The following is a 19,660-nucleotide window of genomic DNA, read 5'->3' as shown; positions in this document are numbered from 1 at the left end:
ATGACGATAAGTAGGCAAATATGATCGATATTTTCAGGGAACTGACCGATAATTCCCGGGATTTGACCGATAAACTTGTGAACTTGACCGATAACCTAGCGCCAACCCTCGAAAACAGCTATCTACATCCAAAGTCTGAGCTGAAATCCGGCTGGAGCACGTTATAGGAAGTGGAAAAACTTGTTAAGCTAATGAACAATGAGGCTGGAAAGGGGAATGGTTGTGAAGGTATTGGAGTTTATTGTGAAAAAGAAGGTGCTGGTTGGTTTATTGACCGTGTTGATCGTAGCTTTGGGGAGCTTTGCGATCGTTAAATTGGATAAGGAAATTATGCCGTCGGTCGGGATGGATGGGGCGTCCGTCTATATCGACGCGGGGGATATGGCAGCGGTTGATGTAGAACGGTTCATAACCTCGCCGCTGGAACAGGAGCTTGCAGGAATCGAAGGTGTTGAGGAAGTACGGTCGACGACGACGGTCGGGAGCAGTTCCCTCGATATAACGATTGCCCGTGGGCAGAGCGATAAGGTCATGAAAGATGTCGACAAAGCGGTGAATGAAACAAAAGCGGAGCATTCTGAAATTCAAGTAGCCGTGGCCATGCAATACGGTGTCCAGCAAGGCTATGAGTTTTTCATGGACCTTTCGGGCGATTATCTTCAAGCGATGACGGCCTTCGCCAAGGATGTACTTGAACCGAGACTTGAAGGCTTAAAGGAGGTTCAAGACGTCCATCTATCCGGCGTATCGGAGCCGGAACTGTCCATTACGTTCAATCGGGATGAAATGAAAAAGCATGGATTGGATATTTCGCAAGTCGCGGGGTTCATTGCGCAAGCGAACTCGGAAACGACAATTGGGGAACTGCAGGACGGGATCATCCGCTGGAATTCCCGGCTTGAGGATATTGACGGAGTGAAGCGGATTGAAATTCCAACAGCAGAAGGTTTTATTCAACTGAAGGAGATTGCAGATGTAACGCTAGCGACTCGTGAAAATTCATCATTCGTATGGAAAAACGGGACGAAGGAATTGGTGTTCATCCAAGTAGGGCGGGCCGCGAACATTACACAAATTGATATGGCGAAAGCAGTCCGTGCCGAGATTCAGAAGATACGTGATGAAGGGCTTGTGAAAGGCTTTACGTTGAATGAAATGGTGGCGCAGGCGGACATCGTACAGGAATCAATTGATGGGGTAGTCGTCAATATTCTGATCGGCAGCATTGTGGCAATTGCGATTCTGCTTTTATTCCTAAGAAATGTCCGTGCGACGCTCATCATCGCCGTCTCGATCCCGACATCGGTGCTGCTGACTTTTTTGACGGTATATATGCTCGGATACAGCCTCAATATGCTGACGCTTATCGGTCTAGGGCTTGGAATCGGAATGATGGTGGACTCGTCGATTGTCATTTTGGAATCGATTTATCGGCAGCGGGAGCTCGGCCTCGCAAAGTTGGAGGCGGTTCTTGCAGGGACGAAGGAAGTGGCGGGTGCCGTTTTCGCGTCCATGCTGACGACGATTGTGGTATTTCTTCCAATCGGCCTTATCGGTGGGGGATTGGGCGAGTTCATGATCATCCTTGCGATTGTCGTGGCGATTACATTGATAAGCTCGGTGCTTGTCGCATTCACGCTCATTCCTGTACTTTCGGAGAATTTCCTTCGCTACCGGGACATCCGTAATACCAGGAAAGAGAGCCGTTTCAGCAAAGGGTACAATGCAATCGTTTCGTGGATTGTTGGGAAAAAACGTCGGTGTCTTCTAGTCATCGCAGTCTTTTTTGGACTTTTTGCCGGGTCGCTTTTCCTTGTGAATAAAATTTCGATGACCGTCATGCCGGACGTCTTTAATCGATATAGCGAGATTGTCGTTGCACTTGAAACAGGGGTGGAGCCTGCTGAAAAAGAGCGGCTTGCACATCTGCTGAATGACAAGTTGGCGAGGATTAACGATGTCGAATCCAGCTATGTATTGGAAGGTAGTGTTAACGAACTGTTTGTCATCGTCAATATGACCAAAGGTAATGACATGGTTCTCGAACAGAAGGAAGTAAATGAACAGATAGTACGATCGCTGCGGGAGTTCCAAGAAGCAGAACCGATACGAACCGTGCAATCGGCAATGTCCGAAGTGAGCGGCGCGCCTGTCCAAGTGATGATCAAAGGGGAAGATTTTGGTCAGCTGCAGGCAATTGCGAAGGACTTTATGGGGCAGCTCGGCAAGGTTGAAGGACTCGTCGGCATGACGAATTCAATGGAACGCACATCGGAAGAACAGGCGATTGTGCTAAAACAGAAGGCAATCGCGGATGCCGGCTTATCGCAAATGCAGGTGAAACAATTCATCGAACAAGCTTTCATTGATATGCCTGTCGGTCAAATGATGCTTGATGGAGAGAATGTGCCTCTACTAGTAAGTTGGGGTTCTAAAACGGATACGCGGGAGGCGCTATTCGACTTGGAAATTCCGACGATGGAAGGCGATAAGAAATTATCAAATTTTCTTAGCTTGGAATCGGTCAGCACGCCAAACGAAATTACACATATCAGCGGGGAACGATTCATAACAGTTTCAGCGGATATTGAAGGAAGGGATTTAGGTGCAATTAATCGCGACGTGCAAAGAGTCATTAGCGAATTCAATGCGCCCGCGGGCTATGCAATCGATGTAGCCGGCGATATCGAGCAACAACAGCAGCTCATGGTGGAAATGCTTCTAGTGTTGGGCGTCGCACTGTTCCTCGTCTATTTCGTCATGGCTGTCCAGTTCAATCACCTGGGACACCCGCTCATAGTTATGTCGGTCATTCCGATGGCAGTCATCGGTGTCATCATCGGATTGTTCGTGACGCAGATGGAGCTCAATCTGTTGTCCGGGATGGGCATCATCATGCTGATCGGTATCGTGTTGAATAACGCAATTCTCTTAATTGACCGGACGAACCAGCTTCGAAAGGAGGGAATGACTGTGCAAGAGGCTTTGGTCGAAGCAGGAAGGAACCGGGTTCGCCCGATCTTCATGACGACGTTGACGACTGTTGGGGGAATGCTGCCCCTTGCGCTCGCTTCCGGTGCATCGGGAAATTATCAGGCGCCTCTCGCAACGGTGTTAATTTTCGGATTGCTGTTTGCTACGTTTATAACATTGCTGCTCATTCCATCGGTGTATCGTTTGTTTACTAAGACTGAGATAGTGGCGGAAGCGGTGACTGCCAAACGAAGGAAACGCGTGGTGACACGATTGGCCGAACCTGTGAAATGACTAATGTAGTGCGAGCACGATCTTCATGAATAATGAAGATCGTGTTTTCCGCTTGTCATAAGACAAGTTAGACGGCTACAATGAGGCGATGAAGAAAGGGAGTGAGTTCGTTGAACGAAAAGGAGTACGATAACCTTCTTCGGATAAAAACGGGTGGGACGCTTGAACTACTGAGTCAGTCAGCTCATTATAATCGCTATGAGGCGACGCCTTACGAAGCGTTGGACGAGCTGTTCAAATCTTACGAGTTGAAACGATCGGACGGTTTTGTCGATTTTGGATGCGGCAAAGCGCGCGTGTCATTTTACGTTCATCATCACTTCGGATCATCTGTTACGGGCATTGAGATGAATGGCCAGCTCTACGAGGACGCAATTGAAAACTTGGTCAGATATCGCCGTAAAGCGAAGTTCCGCGGCGGGGCAATCCGTTTTGAGCGGTGCTTTGCGGAAACGTATGAAATTGATTCGTCGGAGAATAAATTTTATTTCTTTAACCCGTTTTCCATTCAAATATTTATGACGGCTATTAGTAACATTTTGATGTCCGTGGAACGGGCTGCACGTCCGGTCGACGTCATTCTTTATTACCCGACCGCGGAATATGTGCAATATATGGACAAACAGACGCCGTTTAAGCTGTGGAAAGAAGTAAAAGTCGACCGGCTATATGATAAAAATGAGAATGAGCGATTTTTAATTTATCGATTGGGTGAGTAGGGAAGATATCGATCATTTCCGGTGAGTTATCGGTCAAATTTACAAGTTTATCGGTCAGTTCGAGGAAGTTATCGGTCACTTTCCGAAAGTTATCGGTCAAATTCACAAAGTTATCGTCATTTTGTGTCTTTTCACCTAGTAGATACTAATGGCGAAGAAAATTTTTGATTGGTCAAAGGCATTCGGCGCGAATGGGCTGGTCATGTGCGATAAAAATAACCGCGGAAGAGAAAAAGTAGTGGCCCTTGCCAAGCGCGCCAAATGCACTCTACAAATCAATCACAACAAATGCATCGCCGCCTCCGCTTCATACCACGGAACCGGATAGCCTTTGCCTTTTGCGCAAAAAATCGAAGTGGATGTGTATTCGGGGTCGGCGTCTTTGTTGTAGCCGATCGCCTCAATCACTTCTTCCGGATTATGGCATTCGTCATAGCCGCCGAACTGCAAGGTAAGCGCACCTTTCCCATTCGTAAATGATGCGAATGTTGTGCTGTAATTCATGAACGTGGCAACCGGAACTCGACCCGTCACGACAGTGTTTTCCCCTATCGTCTGAGGTGGCGCGAAACTTCCGGATGCTTGCTGAATGTCGGAAAGGACTCGGCCGATATGCTCCATCCCGACTTTTATTTTGAAATCGTAAACAGGTTCAAGAAGAACATTTTCCGCTTTCTCCAACCCTTGCCGCAATGCACGGAATGTCGCTTCCCTGAAATCGCCGCCGGATGTGTGCTCGTTATGCCCCCTGCCTGTCAGCAAGGTGATTTTTACGTCGGTCAGTGCCGATCCTGTCAATAAACCATGATGAGAACGCTCGAAAAGATGGGTCCGCACCAAGTTTTGATTGCCAATGGATAAATCATTCGCATGGCATACATTGTAAAACGAAATGCCGCTGTTCCGCTCTGCCGGCCCAATCTTCAAGTGTACTTCCGCATAATGCTTCAGCGGCTCGAAATGGCCGTAGCCGTTTACTGTGGAACGAATCGTTTCCTTATACAAAATTCTCGGATCGCCAAACGACACGTCGAATTGGAAACGATCTCGCATAATTTGCCTCAACACTTCAAGCTGGATGACGCCCATCACATGGACATGTACTTCCTGGACATGCTCGTCCCAGACAACGCGCAACGAAGGGTCTTCGGCGTCCAGCATTTTGAAGCAGCGCAGCACTTCCTTTACATGGACGGAAGGATCAAAAATGACTTTTGATTTCAACGTAGGAATTAACTCAAATACTGCCTTCTCAGTGAGTGCACCGATCGGATCACCAGCGCCGGCTTCCGTCAACCCCGTCAAAGCAACGATTTCTCCCGCATGAGCAACGTCCAACGCTTCAAACTTCTTTCCGTTATATCTTCTAATCTGTGTTACTTTCTCAAGCTTGCCGGCATATTGCACTTCATCCCTGACGCGCACGCCACCTTGCAACACTTTCAGGAACGTCACCCGGTTGCCGTTTTCATCATGTCGGATTTTATAGACGCGCGCTGCAAAATCTCCCTCAACCACATAATCCGTTTCCGTAAGCAAATCCAACTTCTTCAAGAAATCAAGTACACCGATATCCTTCAGTGCAGAGCCATGCCCATAAGCAAAGACATCGCGGTTTTTAATCATCCGCTTTAGAGCCTCCAGCCATAGCGCTTCATCATAGCCGGCATCCATATAACGCTCGAGCAATGCCTCGTCGCGTTCCGCAACGAATTCAATGAGGTTTTCGGTCATGCAGCCTTCTTCCATTTCCGATAAATCAAAGATCTCCTCTGAAAGGCTGCTGCGAATTTCAGCCAAGACGTCCGGTAAAATCACGCCTTCGCGATCGGTTTTATTCAAAAAGAAGAAGATTGGAACTTGATGCTTTTTCAGCAATTGCCAAACCGTTTCGGTATGCCCTTCCACTCCGTCCGCCGCGCTGATGATGACGATTGCGGCATCCATCACCTGGATAGCTCTCTCCATTTCAGGCGAAAAGTCTACGTGTCCCGGCGTATCGATGAGTGTGTAGTGCGACCCGTTGAATGTGAAGGCGCCTTGGTCTGCGAATACGGTGATGCCGCGGTTCTTCTCGATTTCATGGCTGTCGAGGAACGTGTCTTGATGGTCGACACGGCCTCTTTGGCGAATGCTGTTCGTATGAAATAGCAGCTGTTCGGAAAATGTCGTCTTTCCCGCGTCGACATGTGCGACGACTCCGATTGTTTTATACATAGGCGCACCTCAATTCATACTGGATTCTATAACTCTTATTTTAGACATAAACGCACCCCGAATAGGAGTGCGTAATGTGAAGATTAATGGAACAGCAGTTGCTCGATTTCCTTCAGAGGAAGCGGTTTGGAATAAAGATAGCCTTGCACTTCATTGCAGCCGAGGTCTTTCAGGAATTGTTCCTGTTCTTCTGTTTCGACGCCTACCGCGATGACGTTCAGTCCCAAGTTCTTCGCGAGGTCGATAATCGCTTTGACGATTGCGGTGTTGTTGTTGCTCAGTTCCCGGATGAACGCCTGGTCGATTTTCAGATGGGAGAGCGGGAACTTGCTCAAATAGAGGAGGGATGAGTATCCTGTGCCGAAATCATCGACGCTGACAGTGATTCCTGCGTCTTTCAACTGTTGTAAAACAGTTTCGCAGCGCTTCACGTCTGACATCATGCTTTCTGTAATTTCTAAATTCAAATACGATGGATGGAGCCCCGTTTCGTCCAAAATTTTAAGTGCATCTGCCACGAAGGAAGGCTGATTGAATTGCCTCATCGATACATTGACGCTCATCCGCAAAGCAGGAAGCCCTTGTTCCTGCCAAGCTTTCGCCTGCGCACATGCCGTTTTCAACACCCAATCGCCGAGCGGGATGATGAACCCGTTCTCCTCGGCAATCTCAATGAATTTCAACGGCGGGATAAAACCCCGTTCAGGATGATTCCATCTGGCAAGCGCCTCCATCCCTATTAACTGTCCAGTTTTCAAATCGAATTGGGGCTGATAATGAAGGAGGAATTGCCCCTTTTCCAATGCCTGCCGAAGCTCCATTTCGAAAAATGTCTTCTCCATCAATTCTTCGTGGAGCTCTTCCGTGAAAAATCGGAATGTCCTCCTGCCTGCCTCCTTTGCCACGTACATGGCGGTGTCCGCATTGCGTATCAATGTACTATAATCCTCTCCATCGTGTGGATACAATGCGATTCCGATGCTTGGGGCAACGAAAATCTCTTGTTTCTCAAAATAGTAGGGCTGTGAAATGTCTTCAACGATTTGGGCAGCAAGGGCTGTCAATTCATCCGTATCGCCGGAGTCAATGAGGACGACAAATTCATCCCCGCTCAGTCTGGCCACGGCATTTTCACTATGAACACAATCGCGCAGCCTTTCCCCGACAGCAATGAGCAATTGATCGCCGACATGGTGGCCTAACGTGTCATTGACATTTTTGAAACGATCCAAGTCGAGGAATAGGACGGCAAACTGTTCGCCCTCACTAGCTCCGGCGATTTTCTGTTTCACTCTCTCTTGAAGGTTTCTCCGGTTGGGCAGGTTGGTCAGGGAATCGAAATAGGCCATATGCTCAATGACTTTTTCAGCTTCAATCCGTTCTGTAATGTCAATAGCTGTGCCGACAACTTCGACGATTTCTCCATCTTTTGCGATCGGCGAGAGGTAAACGAGGAAGTAAAGACCATCGTAGTGCAACTCGAATTGGACAATCTCCCCAGCCATCCCTGCCAATAAATAATTCTTGAATGTTACGAGCTGCTCTTCGGTGAATAAATGGTAGACTTCCCGTGTGTTTAATATGTCCACCGATATACCGATCCGTTCTTTAATTTGTCCCTCGAAAAGGGTGAACTCAATTTCTCGGTCTTCATTTGTCGTGTATTTAAAAATCGCATTTTGCAAGTTTTTCACGGTCGTACGGAAATCATTCTGTAAAGCGATTTCCAATGATTCTTCCGCCTGCTTACGAGCTGTAATGTCATGCCGGATTGCAATATACTGTTCCGGTTTTCCTTCATCATCAAGAAACGGGACGATTGTCGTACTTACCCAATAGAGGGAGCCGTCCTTCGCCCGGTTGCAAATATCGTCTTGCCAGATGTCTCCGCTTTGGATCGTGTTCCACATTTCCTTGAAGAAGCTTTTGGGATGAACTTTCGAATTCACGACTCGGTGTGTTTTTCCGATCAATTCATTACTCGTATATTGGGATAATGCACAGAATTTTTCATTGACATACGTGATGACGCCTTTCGCGTCGGTTATGGCGACGACCGATGAGTGGTCGAGCGCATTTTCGATATTACGCAGATTTTGCAGTGTCTCTTTATATTTTCCCTTCGTAAGCTCCCGCGCTGTAATGTCACTGTCTATAGAAAGGAACTGGATGATCTCCCCGTCCGCATTCAATACCGGAATAATATTGGCGTTTACCCAATATGGAGTACCATCTTTTGCAATGGCCATGACATTTTTCTGCCAAGCTTCGTCACGTGAAAAGTACTGCTCCATTTCCTCCACAAAACGCTCCGTTGTATACCCAGGGTTTACAATACCGTAACTCTTCCCGAGCAACTCCTCTTTGGAATAACCGGACAGTTCGCAGAAGTTGTCATTGACATGTGTTATCCGCCCTCTTCTGTCAGTAACTGATACACAAAATTTCTTATCCAATAGAGATACGAGAGAGTTGTAGCTTAATTCCGAAAACAACATTTCCATTTCCTTTCTATACAAAAACAACGCTATATCGCGAAGAAATAATTCTGTGTAATCCACCGGTTGAGGGAACGAGAGTATAAGTAGCCCAGGGACGTTAAAACATCAATTTAAATTAGTAAAGATAATTTTATTAATTATACCATCCGAAAGAGCGGCATTCCACATAATATAGTTCTTTAGTCAGTTTTTTCGAAGAGTTAGATATTTATTTATTTAATCAATTCAATAAAGTTTAATTGACTTTCCATTCCTGCCGTCGTACGTTTAGAACAATAGATGAAACTGTTACTATTTTATACATTCATAGAAAAAGGGGGTCACAAGATGGGAATGGAGAATCTGAAATGGAATCGGCCTGATCAACTGGAAGACTTATTATGTGAAATGGTCAGTTGGGAAAGCAGAACGGGAACTGTGGGGGAAGTCGAGTTTTCGACGAGACTGTTAAAAAAGCTATTGGAATTGAAGTATTTTCAAGAACACAGCTCGCATATTCATTTCCACGATGCAGGTAAAGGGAGAAATGCGGTGACCGCCCTTTATGACAGCCGGGTGACGAATAAAACGATTGTGTTGATCAGCCATTTCGACACCGTTCATACAAAGGAGTTTGGCGCGGGATTAGAAGAGTTAGCTTTCTTGCCTAGGCAACTGACGGAGGAATTGAAAAACCGGATGGCCGACTTGCCGGAGGATGCGCAAGAGGATTTGGATTCGGAGGAATACTTATTTGGCCGCGGAACGATGGACATGAAAATGGGGCTTGTATTACATCTGCATTTATTGGAAAGGGCAAGTGCTGAACAGTGGCCGATCAATCTTCTATTACTGACAGTGCCTGATGAAGAGGTGAATTCTTCCGGAATGAGGGTTGCTGTGAAGGGGCTCGTGGAATTGAAGGAAGCGTATCAATTGGAATACGAGCTGTTCCTTAACAGTGAGCCGTCCTTTTCACAGAAGCCGCAGGATCCAAATTATTATATTTACTCGGGAACCATCGGCAAAATTATGCCCTCAGCGCTGTTTTACGGAAGGGAGACGCATGCCGGAGAACCTTTGAGCGGCATGACGAGCCACTATATGGCGTCTTATCTGACGAGGGCGATGGAGTTCAATTCGGATTTCGTAGAAGAACAGTATGGAGAAAGGACCCCGTTGCCCGTGTGTTTGCAGCAGGTGGATTTGAAGGAAGATTATTCGACCCAAACTTCCCATCATAGTGCGGCCTTGTACAATGTCTTTTTGATGCGTCAAAATGCTGACGATATTATGAATATATTCAAAGATACTGCTGACCGGGCAATGGCGGAATGCTCAAAGGATTATAAAGCGGTTTGTAAACGTGAAGGCGTCCAGCCAGTCGGTCCTATTAACGTACTGGAGTACAAGGAATTGCTTACGTATGCTAAGGGGAAAATCGGCGACGCGGAAGTTCAAGTGATTCTTGAAGATGTCATGTCGGACGAGTCGTTGGATGAACGGCGAATGTCCATGCTCATCAGCGATCGATTACTGTTGCACTGTCAGGAATTGGCTCCAGCTGTCATCCTGTTTTATGCCCCTCCGTATTATCCAGCCGTCAATTCATCTGATAACGAGCTCGTACGAGAAAAGATTTCCCTTGTCCAAAAGATCTTACTTGAAGAGTTTCATGTGGAAGCGAAGCAAGTGCATTATTTCAATGGAATTTCTGATCTCAGCTATGTGAACTATGACGCAACAGATTCGGGCTGGCAGTCTTATAAAGAAAACACACCCGTATGGGGCCGGACCTATAGCATTCCTTTCAAGGAAATGCAGCAACTTCAGGCGCCAGTTCTGAATATCGGTCCGTATGGCAAAGATGCGCATAAGCTTACCGAGCGATTGCACAAAAAGAGTGCCTTCCACTATACCCCTCGCGTGTTAGGGAAGGTCATTAAAAGCATGTTTTCTCTCATAGAGGCGTGATCTCCTGGAGGTCAACCCGTTTCATCAAGGGTTGGCCTATTTAATTGGTGAAGAAAAAATCATTCATCACTACTGTTTGCTGATTATTAATTGTATAATATTGGTACGAACATAGTTTTGAAGAGTATGAAAGGGGTGGGATGGATGGGAAAGGGGAAATACACAAAAACGGAGAAAAGTTGGATGTTTTATGACTGGGCGAACTCGGCCTATTCAATCATCATTACAACAGCAGTATTTCCGATCTTTTACAAGTCGGTGGCGACCGAAGCAGGGGTCGGACTGACGCAGTCGACAGCGTATTTGGGGTATACGGTGGCGATTGCGACATTCATTTTAGCGATGATCGGGCCGATTTTGGGGACGATTGCGGACTATGAGGGATTGAAGAAGAAATTTTTCTTCGCCTTCTTCCTCCTTGGTTCACTTTCGACGGTTTCATTGGCGTTTGTGCCGGAGGGAACATGGTTGCCGTTATTGATCATTTACACGATCACTGCGATCGGATTCCACGGGGCAAATATTTTCTACGACGCATTTCTGGTCGATGTAACGCCGGAAGAGAAGATGGATGAAGTCTCTTCGCGCGGTTTCGGATTGGGGTATATCGGAAGTACGATTCCTTTCATCATCAGCATCGCCATCATCCTGTTGGCGAAACAGGAAGTCATACCACTTTCGACGACAGTCGCGACTAAGTTGGCGTTTGTCATCACGGGAATTTGGTGGTTCACCTTCACGATTCCGATGTTAAAGAATGTTGTGCAGATCCATGCAATTGAACGGGAACCAAGGATTTTAGCCAGCAGCTTCCGTAGGCTTGGTGAAACGTTCAAGGAAATCAAGAAATACAGGACCGTCTTCATTTTCTTATTGGCGTATTTCTTCTATATCGATGGGGTCGGTACGATCATTTCGATGTCGACGGCATATGGAACGGATTTGGGCATCGAACCGACTGATCTTCTGATTGTCCTATTCGTTACCCAAGTCGTTGCCGCACCGTTTGCGATTTTGTATGGAAGGCTTGCGCAGCGATTTTCGGTGAAGACGATGTTGTATGTCGGGATATTTGTTTATATCATCGTCTGCATCTATGCGTTCTTCCTATCGACAACATTGGATTTCTGGATTCTGGCAATGCTTGTTGCGACGTCACAAGGCGGAATTCAAGCTTTGAGCCGCTCTTATTTCGCGCAATTGGTGCCGAAAGAGAAGTCCAACGAGTTTTTCGGCTTCTATAATATTTTCGGGAAATTCGCATCCGTCATGGGCCCACTATTGCTTGGTGTAACTGCAACATTGACGGGAAGCTCTGCGTACGGTGTGTTCAGTCTTGTTATCCTCTTTATTATCGGAGGCATTCTGTTGCGGATGGTGCCGAAGCCAGAAAGTGAGCTTGCTGCATAAAAGAAGGCTGTTTCCGATGTCGATTACGACGTGGAAACAGCCTTCTATTTGTGGTTATTATCCAACTGTTATGGCAAGGCAAGCGCCCGCTACTTTTGGTTACTTAGGCTGAATTCTGTGCATTTGCAAGATCCGGAATCCGTGTTTTTCAAGCCTCTCACGCAATTTCACCATTTCTTCATCGGATTTACCGTTTTCAAGCGTAATGACAACCCTTCTCGCGAGTGCTGAGCCGTTGTCCAGTGTGAGCATGCCTTCAATGTTCTCGTCCTTTAGCGTCGTCGTCAACTTTCTGATCATGCCTCGTGCTTCAGTTGATGCAAGTGTGATATTAATGCCACCTGTTTTCAGTCCGAATGCATCTTCCAGGACACTTTCAATTTTATTATGTGTTAAAATACCGAGAAGTTTGCCATCCCTTACGACGCTGATGAAAGGCAGTGCTTTAATTTCAAGCAAAGCACTCAAAAAAGAAGCGTTCTCATATAGGTAGATGTCTTGGTGTCTCAATAAGGAGTCGATGGGCTTCGCGACATCTCCCTTATCTTCATACAGATAGGAAAGTAAATCGACTTTGTAAATCATCCCTTTATAGGTGTCATCGCTGTCGACGACAGGGATGCACCTATATCCTGTCTCGTTGATTTTTGCTAGCGTTTCAGATACGCTTTGATCTGACTTTACCGTAGCGACTCCGAGTCTTTCTACTATCAAATCCCGAATATGCATAAAAGCTCCCCCTCGTTACCTGTAGTTTCTGTGAAGTCCAAATTTTTAGTTTAGATTGGTTTCCATTATAAATGAAAATTGGAATATTGTACATGAAAACTTATACTAGCAGTAATTGAATTGCGAAAGGAGTACGGAATACCTTGTTAAATGTGGAATCTCTGCTCGACGTTGTCGGCGAGTTGTTTGCTGATGAAATCTCCATAGTCGTTTCTAATACAAAGGAATATATTTATTACCGGCCGAGCAAGCGGATTGACCTGAAAATCAGACCAGGTGATCCTGTGCGGGAAGGGACGATCGCCTATAAGGCACTGAAGGAAGGGCAAAAGGTTTCAGAGTTCATCAATCGTGATGTCTTTGGTGTGCCCTATCACGGAATGGCCGTTCCTTTCCATGATAATGGCGCTTTGGACGGTTGCGTCGTTGCTATCTATCCCGCTTATACGGAAGGAAAGTCGGTCGTTACCGTGAAAACGGAGGATGGCTGGGTGCCAGTCCCATTTTCCGAAGTGAAGTATATTGAAGTGCGGGATCGCAAAACGGTCGTCGTTGCGGACCATATAACGGGTACCCATCGGCATTCATTGCAGAACTTCGAATTTGTGCTGCCACACGAATTGTTTGTACGTTGCCATCGGTCGTTCATCGTCAACGTCACACAAATTAAAGCGATTTACCCGGATAGCCACTCGACATTTACCCTCTCCATGAATGATGGTGCTCAAATCCCGGTCAGTCAATCGTATTCCAGTTATTTTCGTAAACTGTTAGGGTTTTAAGGTTGTAAGTCAAAAATATGCTGTTTCAGTCATTGAATGAGCTTGTCTGTTTTCAAATCCGGTAGTTCATTCACAAAACCCCTTTTCAGCACTGTGGCGAGGTATAATGCAATTATCTAAAAGTTATGAAAAGGGGCGATTTAAATGGGTAACCATATGGATCGTATCAGAATTGAAAAAATGAAAGACTTAATTGTGTCGCCTAAAGAGGCTGCTTCTTGGATTAAGGACGGCATGACTCTCGGGTTGAGCGGATTTACACGTGCGGGCGACGCGAAAGCGGTTCCAATGGCATTAGTGAAGCGCGCTGAAACGGAAAAGTTCAAAGTGAATGTGTTCACGGGGGCATCGCTCGGCTCCGATATCGATAAATTATTCGCGGAAGCGGGAATCGTGAAGAAGAGGCTGCCATTCCAAGCGGAAAAGGCGATGCGCAACGACATTAACAACGGGGAACTGCTGTTTGTCGACCATCATCTATCCCAAACGGCAGAGTGGATCCGTACTAATGTGACCGAACCGATTGACTTCGCGATTTTGGAAGCGATTTCAGTGACGGAGGATGGAATGATCATTCCGTCGACTTCTGTAGGTAACTCGTTATCGTTTGCGCAGCATGCAAAGTCAATCATTATTGAAATAAACACAGCACAGTCAACGGCCTGGGAAGGAATCCATGATTTATATGACCCGGGCAAACAGGGAGAACGGAATCCGATTCCATTGACGAAAGTGAGCGATCGGATTGGAACGATCGGCATTCCGATTGACGTGGATCGAGTGAAGGGAATTGTGTTCACTCACCAACAGGATTCCGCGTCAACGATCACCCAACCTGACCGTGACACGGAAATTATGGCAGAGCATCTGCTATCCTTCCTTCGTTCGGAAGTGGAAGCGGGCAGATTAACGAACAGTCTTGCTCCTCTCCAATCGGGTATCGGATCTCAAGCAAATGCGGTTTTGCATGGTTTGCTTGACTCGGAATTCGAGGATTTGGAAGTGTATTCGGAAGTGCTGCAGGACGCGGTATTGGATTTGATCGACGCGGGTAAAATCCGCAATGCTTCGTGTGCGTCAATCACACTGTCGCAGGAAAAGATGGAAAAGGTCTTCAACAATCTGGATAACTACCGGGACAAGCTAATAATGCGTCCACAGGAAATTTCAAATCATCCGGAAATCATCCGTCGACTCGGTTTGATTTCCATCAACACTGCGCTTGAACTCGACATATACGGCAACGTCAATTCGACGCACGTAACGGGGACGAAGATGATGAATGGCATCGGCGGCTCTGGTGATTTCGCCCGAAATGCAAGACTTGCCATCTTCGTTACGAAATCCATCGCTAAAGACGGCGATATTTCAAGCATCGTACCGTTCGTTTCGCATGTGGATCACACGGAACATGACGTTGACGTCATTGTTACGGAGCATGGATATGCGGATCTGCGCGGCCTTGCGCCGAGAGAACGTGTTGAGCTGATCATCGGTAATTGTGCGCATCCAATGTACCGTACGCAACTATGGGAATACTTCTATGAAGCTCTTGATAGAGGCGGCCATACGCCACATGTGCTCGAAAAGGCATTTTCATGGCATATGAACCTCATGCAACATGGTACGATGCGCCCACTTACTGAGAAACGCATCTAACGTCAACCACCTATTCGAACTTACCGATATAAATGAAAAGCTGTCCAGAAAGTCGAGAAATTGACTTTCTGTGACAGCTTTTTTGTGGTTATGCGTCTAAGAATACAGAAATGTGCTCAACAATCGAGTTTTGCGCTCAAGAATCCGTTTCCGCGCTCAAGAATCCGTTTCCGTGCTCAAGAATCCGTTTCCGCGCTCAAGAATCCGTTTCCGTGCTCAAGAATTCATTTCCGCGCTCAAGAATCCGTTTCGGTGCTCAAGAATTCGTTTCCGCGCTCAAGAATTCATTTCCGCGCTCAAGAATCCGTTTCCGTGCTCAAGAATTCATTTCCGCGCTCAAGAATCCAGTTTCCGTGCTCAAGAATTCATTTCCGCGCTCAAGAATCCGTTTCCGCGCTCAAGAATTCATTTCCGCGCTCAAGAATCCAGTTTCCGCACAATCCCGTTCTCTACATCAATTTCGAAATGAACATCGTTGCGATCCCGAAGTAGATCAATAAGGATAAAATGTCATTGATTGTTGTAATAAGCGGGCCGGAAGCAACCGCAGGATCGACTTTGAATTTACTCAAGATCAACGGAATAATGGTTCCTGCCAACGTCCCGATGATCAGTGTCGCAACGAGGGAAGAACCGACGACGAGACCAAGTGTGAAGCTGCCTTGCCAAACATACGCAATGACGGAGATGACTGCGCCGCAGACAACTCCGAGCATGACTCCCACTAGCAGCTCACGGAAGACGAGGCTGAGCGTTTTTTTCATCGTCAGCTCCTCCGTTACAAGTCCCCGGACAACGACAGCCAACGATTGGGTTCCTGTGTTTCCGGTCATCCCTGCAATCATCGGCATGAAAAATGCCAATGCCACGACGGCTTCAAGTGTTGCCTCGAATTTAGCGATGATGCTGCCTGATACGAGTCCTATGAATAATAGCAAAATAAGCCAAGGGAGCCGTTTATACGTTGCGACAAAGGGTCTTGTGTGGAAGTCGATCTCTTTACCGGATGCAAGCAACATATCAATATCCTGATTCGCTTCCCTGACGACAATATCGAGTACATCATCAGCCGTAATGATGCCGACTAAAATATTGTCATCATTCACAACTGGCACGGACAGGAAATCATGCCGCCCGATCATCCTAGCGACTTCACTTTCTTTCGTACTTTCATGCACCTTGACGATGTCCGTCGTCATTACATCTGTGATTACCTCGTCAGGTTCGCTCAAAAGCAGGTCACGGTAAGAGGCGACGCCGACCAATTCCTTTTCATCATTGATGACATAAACGTAATTCAAATAATCCGCGAAATCCCGGAAGTATTTCAACTTATTGATTGTTTTTTCAACCGTATAGGATTCATGGACCCACACGTACTGGCTGATCATCGCGCGACCGGCTGACTTTTTCGGATACTTCATCTTTTTACGGATGTCCTTCTTTTCTTCGTCCCGCATTTCGGCAATGAGGGCATTGACCTCTTTATCCGGTAAATCGGACAGTAGATGGGCAAGGTCGTCGCTCTTCAATAGTTCCAGTAATTCCGTGGAGCGGACGGCTCCGATCTTCTTCAATACGCGAAGCTGTTCGTTGCGTGTCAAATATCTGAGCAACGTCACAAGTTGATCCATAGAGAGCCACTCTAAAAATAGAATTCTTCTTTTACGAGGCAGTCCCCGGTAATGTCTCGATATTTCATATGGGGTTAATTCACTCACGATTTTTTGAAATGTGTCCTTTTGTCCTTCCTTCAACACGTGGACAATCGCACGCGAAACATCTTCTTTCTCACCGTTTAACGCCATGACTCCCTTCACCTCTCTTTATGTATATAAAAGCCTTGCTGACTTGTCCAATTCCCTGTTTCTTATGTGAATAAACGGAGCATAGTTTACTCATTCAGTATGAATTGTAGTTAATCGGTGATAAATTCAACCGAGTCGGTGATAAACCCCTCTAAATCGGTGATAAAGTACCGAGAGTCGGTGATAACACCTCAAAACACAATTTGCCTGGCAAGTCCTGTTGTCGCTCAATCCTATTTTTCTATAAAGTATCAAAATTAGATGTTTAGCACGGAAATGATAGGGAAAGAGAGTTAGTAAGCAAAAAAAGACGGCATCTTGTCGGGAAAGAGGGAGTTATTATCATGGGAAAATGGAAAACGCTATTATTTTTACTTATTTCGGCCACGCTTGTGTTGGCAGCTTGCGGTGATGACAAAACCGAAGCGACTGATGACGGGTATCGCCTTGTTGAAAAAGGGAAATTGACATATGCGGCAAGCGGTCTCTACAAGCCGTTCAACTTTGAGGAAAATGGGGAGCTTACGGGTTTTGATATGGAAATCGGAGCGGAGATTGCGGAGAGAATGGGCTTAGAGCCAAATCCGGTGACGAATCCATTTGAAACAATTCTTCAAGGCCTGGTTGCCAATAAATACGATGCCATCATCGGCTCGATGGCTTATACGAAAAAGCGTGCCGAGCAGGCTGCTTTCACAGAGCCATACTATTATTCGGGCGGGATGATTTGGGTCGCCGAAGACAATACCGATATCAAGTCCCCTGAAGACCTGAAAGGCAAAAAGATCGGTGTCATTGCGCAATCGACATATGAAGAGCCAGCAAAAGAATTATCGGACAACCTCCAATACTATAGCAGCGATGTCGTCGCACTGAAAGATTTGACGGTCGAAAATCGATTGGATGCCGTCATTACGTCGGATATCGTCGGTTTTGAAGCGAAAGATAACGGCTTTGCCATTAAAGAGGTCGGCACTCCGTTATGGGTCGAACAGCCTTCGGTTGCGGTGAAAAAGGATAATGAAGAGCTCCGTGACGCGATTGACAAAGCCCTGCAAGAAATTATCGATGACGGTACGTATGAAGAAATATCACAAAAGTGGTTCGACCGTAATCTATTGGATATCGACTTGGAGAATGCTGAACTACTAGAATAAAAACAGATTTGTAACGGAAAGAGGGAGTGGCCAGTGCCTGATATATTACTAACGTTATCTGAAGTGTTCATGCGCACGTACGAAGGCTTCCTGAAAGCGGCACTTGTCACATTGAAAATAACTGCCATTGCCATTGTGTTAGGAACCGTGTTCGGGATTGTCTTTGCGTTAATGAAAATATCGAGATCAAAAATCTTACAAACGATTGCAAACTTATATATTACGTTGATCCGTGGGACCCCGCTCATTGTACAAATCATGTTTTTGTACTATGGAATTACGTCGATTGTTGTCCTGTCGAATTTCTGGGCAGGGGCGATTGCACTCGGCGTCCATAACGGGGCGTATATTGCGGAAGTGTTCCGGGGTGCGATCCAAGGGGTTGACCGCGGACAGCGGGAAGCGAGCCTTGCGCTTGGGATGAATCGGTCGCAGGCGATGCGCCGGATTATTTTCCCGCAGGCGCTGCGCCGCGCAATTCCTCCGCTAGGGAACCAATTTATCATTACATTGAAGGACTCGTCCCTCGTTTACGTCATCGGGGTGACGGAGTTGTTCGGCCTTGCGAACCGGGAGGCGGCGTCATCCTTCTTGCCGTTCGAGACGTTCCTTGTCGTCGGCATGTATTACCTTGTTCTCGTCCTAATCTTCACAGGACTTTTGAAGTTGTATGAGAATAAATTGAACGTGGACAAATCGTAGGCTGGAGGAAATGACATGATTAAAACAATGAATCTCCATAAATCATTCGGTGATCTCGAAGTGCTGAAAGGGATCGATATTGATATAAATCCCGGCGAAGTCGTCGTTTTAGTCGGCGTCAGCGGTTCCGGGAAAAGTACATTGCTGCGCTGCCTGAACTTCCTTGAAAAGGCGCAAGAGGGAGACATCTTGATTGATGGTCGGAAAGTCGATCGGAAGAAGGAAGACTTGTCGAAAGTACGGGCGGAAGTCGGCATGGTGTTCCAGCATTTCAACCTGTTTCCGCATAAGACGGTGCTTGAGAATATAATGGAAGCGCCGTTGATCGTCAAAAAAGAGGACAAAGAGAAGGCGAAGAAATTGTCGCTTGCCCTGCTAGGAAAAGTCGGACTGTCCGATAAAGCGGATGTCTATCCGAATAAATTGTCGGGCGGGCAGAAACAGCGTGTCGCCATCGCTCGTGCGCTTGCAATGGAACCGAAAGCATTATTGTTCGACGAACCAACATCAGCGCTCGATCCGGAGCTCGTCGGCGAAGTACTCCAAGTTATGCAAGACCTCGCCAATGACGGCATGACGATGGTCGTCGTCACGCATGAAATGAAGTTCGCAAAAGAAGTGGCGGACCGAATCATCATGCTCGACGAAGGGCGCATCATCGAGGATGCAGATCCAGAGACGTTTTTCAATCACTCCACTAACGAGCGGACGCGGCAGTTTTTGGAGATGGTGAATGTGTGAATGAAGAAGCAGCTT

Annotated in this window: 13 protein-coding genes; 9 read left to right on the top strand and 4 right to left on the bottom strand. The window is 46.6% G+C overall.

Going from position 1 to position 19,660, the window contains the following annotated elements; all coding sequences use genetic code 11:
• The first annotated feature begins 222 nt into the window (after positions 1–222).
• Complete coding sequence (locus tag M3191_RS08965; protein WP_251700048.1) at positions 223–3,267, top strand: efflux RND transporter permease subunit; 3,045 nt, start codon at positions 223–225, stop codon at positions 3,265–3,267.
• 110 nt (positions 3,268–3,377) lie between these two features.
• Positions 3,378–3,986: an SAM-dependent methyltransferase gene (locus M3191_RS08960; protein WP_251700047.1), complete on the top strand. Its 609-nt coding sequence runs from the start codon at positions 3,378–3,380 to the stop codon at positions 3,984–3,986.
• A gap of 279 nt (positions 3,987–4,265) precedes the next feature.
• On the opposite strand, the gene M3191_RS08955 is transcribed toward M3191_RS08960, so the two are convergent.
• Together M3191_RS08955 and M3191_RS08950 are read right to left on the bottom strand one after the other, a co-directional pair.
• Positions 4,266–6,203 (bottom strand): GTP-binding protein, encoded by a 1,938-nt coding sequence (locus tag M3191_RS08955; RefSeq protein WP_251700046.1) that lies wholly within the window; start codon positions 6,201–6,203, stop codon positions 4,266–4,268.
• 83 nt (positions 6,204–6,286) lie between these two features.
• Positions 6,287–8,701, bottom strand: a complete 2,415-nt coding sequence (locus M3191_RS08950) for a sensor domain-containing protein (protein WP_251700045.1) — start codon at positions 8,699–8,701, stop codon at positions 6,287–6,289.
• 330 nt (positions 8,702–9,031) lie between these two features.
• Here M3191_RS08950 and M3191_RS08945 point away from each other — a divergent pair, with 330 nt between their 5' ends.
• Positions 9,032–10,657 (top strand): M20/M25/M40 family metallo-hydrolase, encoded by a 1,626-nt coding sequence (locus tag M3191_RS08945; protein ID WP_353056519.1) that lies wholly within the window; start codon positions 9,032–9,034, stop codon positions 10,655–10,657.
• A gap of 144 nt (positions 10,658–10,801) precedes the next feature.
• The gene (locus tag M3191_RS08940; protein WP_251700044.1) at positions 10,802–12,067 is read left to right on the top strand and encodes an MFS transporter; all 1,266 of its coding nucleotides are present in this window, start codon (positions 10,802–10,804) and stop codon (positions 12,065–12,067) included.
• A gap of 99 nt (positions 12,068–12,166) precedes the next feature.
• On the opposite strand, the gene M3191_RS08935 is transcribed toward M3191_RS08940, so the two are convergent.
• Positions 12,167–12,796, bottom strand: coding sequence for a CBS domain-containing protein (locus M3191_RS08935; RefSeq protein ID WP_251700043.1), 630 nt, complete (start codon positions 12,794–12,796; stop codon positions 12,167–12,169).
• Positions 12,797–12,939: 143 nt separating this feature from the next.
• Here M3191_RS08935 and M3191_RS08930 point away from each other — a divergent pair, with 143 nt between their 5' ends.
• Together M3191_RS08930 and M3191_RS08925 are read left to right on the top strand one after the other, a co-directional pair.
• Positions 12,940–13,578, top strand: a complete 639-nt coding sequence (locus M3191_RS08930) for a LytTR family DNA-binding domain-containing protein (RefSeq protein WP_251700042.1) — start codon at positions 12,940–12,942, stop codon at positions 13,576–13,578.
• Between the two features lie 144 nt (positions 13,579–13,722).
• A complete protein-coding gene (locus M3191_RS08925) occupies positions 13,723–15,237 on the top strand; it encodes an acetyl-CoA hydrolase/transferase family protein (RefSeq protein WP_251700041.1) in 1,515 nt (504 codons plus the stop codon).
• 449 nt (positions 15,238–15,686) lie between these two features.
• On the opposite strand, the gene mgtE is transcribed toward M3191_RS08925, so the two are convergent.
• The gene (mgtE, locus tag M3191_RS08920) at positions 15,687–17,045 is read right to left on the bottom strand and encodes a magnesium transporter (RefSeq protein ID WP_251700040.1); all 1,359 of its coding nucleotides are present in this window, start codon (positions 17,043–17,045) and stop codon (positions 15,687–15,689) included.
• A 344-nt stretch (positions 17,046–17,389) separates the two neighbouring features.
• Here mgtE and M3191_RS08915 point away from each other — a divergent pair, with 344 nt between their 5' ends.
• The 3 genes from M3191_RS08915 to M3191_RS08905 all read left to right on the top strand — a co-directional run bounded on the left by M3191_RS08915 (position 17,390) and on the right by M3191_RS08905 (position 19,645).
• Positions 17,390–18,202 (top strand): transporter substrate-binding domain-containing protein, encoded by an 813-nt coding sequence (locus M3191_RS08915; protein ID WP_251700039.1) that lies wholly within the window; start codon positions 17,390–17,392, stop codon positions 18,200–18,202.
• A 69-nt stretch (positions 18,203–18,271) separates the two neighbouring features.
• The gene (locus tag M3191_RS08910) at positions 18,272–18,904 is read left to right on the top strand and encodes an amino acid ABC transporter permease (protein WP_285847209.1); all 633 of its coding nucleotides are present in this window, start codon (positions 18,272–18,274) and stop codon (positions 18,902–18,904) included.
• A 15-nt stretch (positions 18,905–18,919) separates the two neighbouring features.
• On the top strand, positions 18,920–19,645 hold the full coding sequence (locus M3191_RS08905) for an amino acid ABC transporter ATP-binding protein (protein ID WP_251700038.1): 726 nt from the start codon (positions 18,920–18,922) through the stop codon (positions 19,643–19,645).
• The last annotated feature ends 15 nt before the right edge of the window (positions 19,646–19,660 follow it).

The organism is Sporosarcina luteola (genome assembly GCF_023715535.1).
Classification (GTDB): Bacteria; Bacillota; Bacilli; order Bacillales_A; family Planococcaceae; genus Sporosarcina; species Sporosarcina luteola_B.
Note: the sequence above shows the minus strand (reverse complement) of the source record. Positions and strands in the feature narration are given on the sequence as shown.

What these genes read in the sequence shown, in the direction of transcription:
- M3191_RS08955 (WP_251700046.1), bottom strand. Translation starts at nt 6,203, where the DNA reads ATGTATAAAACAATCGGAGTCGTCGCACATGTCGACGCGGGAAAGACG.
- M3191_RS08935 (WP_251700043.1), bottom strand. Translation starts at nt 12,796, where the DNA reads ATGCATATTCGGGATTTGATAGTAGAAAGACTCGGAGTCGCTACGGTA.
- M3191_RS08915 (WP_251700039.1), top strand. Translation starts at nt 17,390, where the DNA reads ATGGGAAAATGGAAAACGCTATTATTTTTACTTATTTCGGCCACGCTT.
- M3191_RS08945 (WP_353056519.1), top strand. Translation starts at nt 9,032, where the DNA reads ATGGGAATGGAGAATCTGAAATGGAATCGGCCTGATCAACTGGAAGAC.
- M3191_RS08910 (WP_285847209.1), top strand. Translation starts at nt 18,272, where the DNA reads ATGCGCACGTACGAAGGCTTCCTGAAAGCGGCACTTGTCACATTGAAA.
- mgtE (WP_251700040.1), bottom strand. Translation starts at nt 17,045, where the DNA reads ATGGCGTTAAACGGTGAGAAAGAAGATGTTTCGCGTGCGATTGTCCAC.
- M3191_RS08925 (WP_251700041.1), top strand. Translation starts at nt 13,723, where the DNA reads ATGGGTAACCATATGGATCGTATCAGAATTGAAAAAATGAAAGACTTA.
- M3191_RS08905 (WP_251700038.1), top strand. Translation starts at nt 18,920, where the DNA reads ATGATTAAAACAATGAATCTCCATAAATCATTCGGTGATCTCGAAGTG.
- M3191_RS08950 (WP_251700045.1), bottom strand. Translation starts at nt 8,701, where the DNA reads ATGTTGTTTTCGGAATTAAGCTACAACTCTCTCGTATCTCTATTGGAT.
- M3191_RS08940 (WP_251700044.1), top strand. Translation starts at nt 10,802, where the DNA reads ATGGGAAAGGGGAAATACACAAAAACGGAGAAAAGTTGGATGTTTTAT.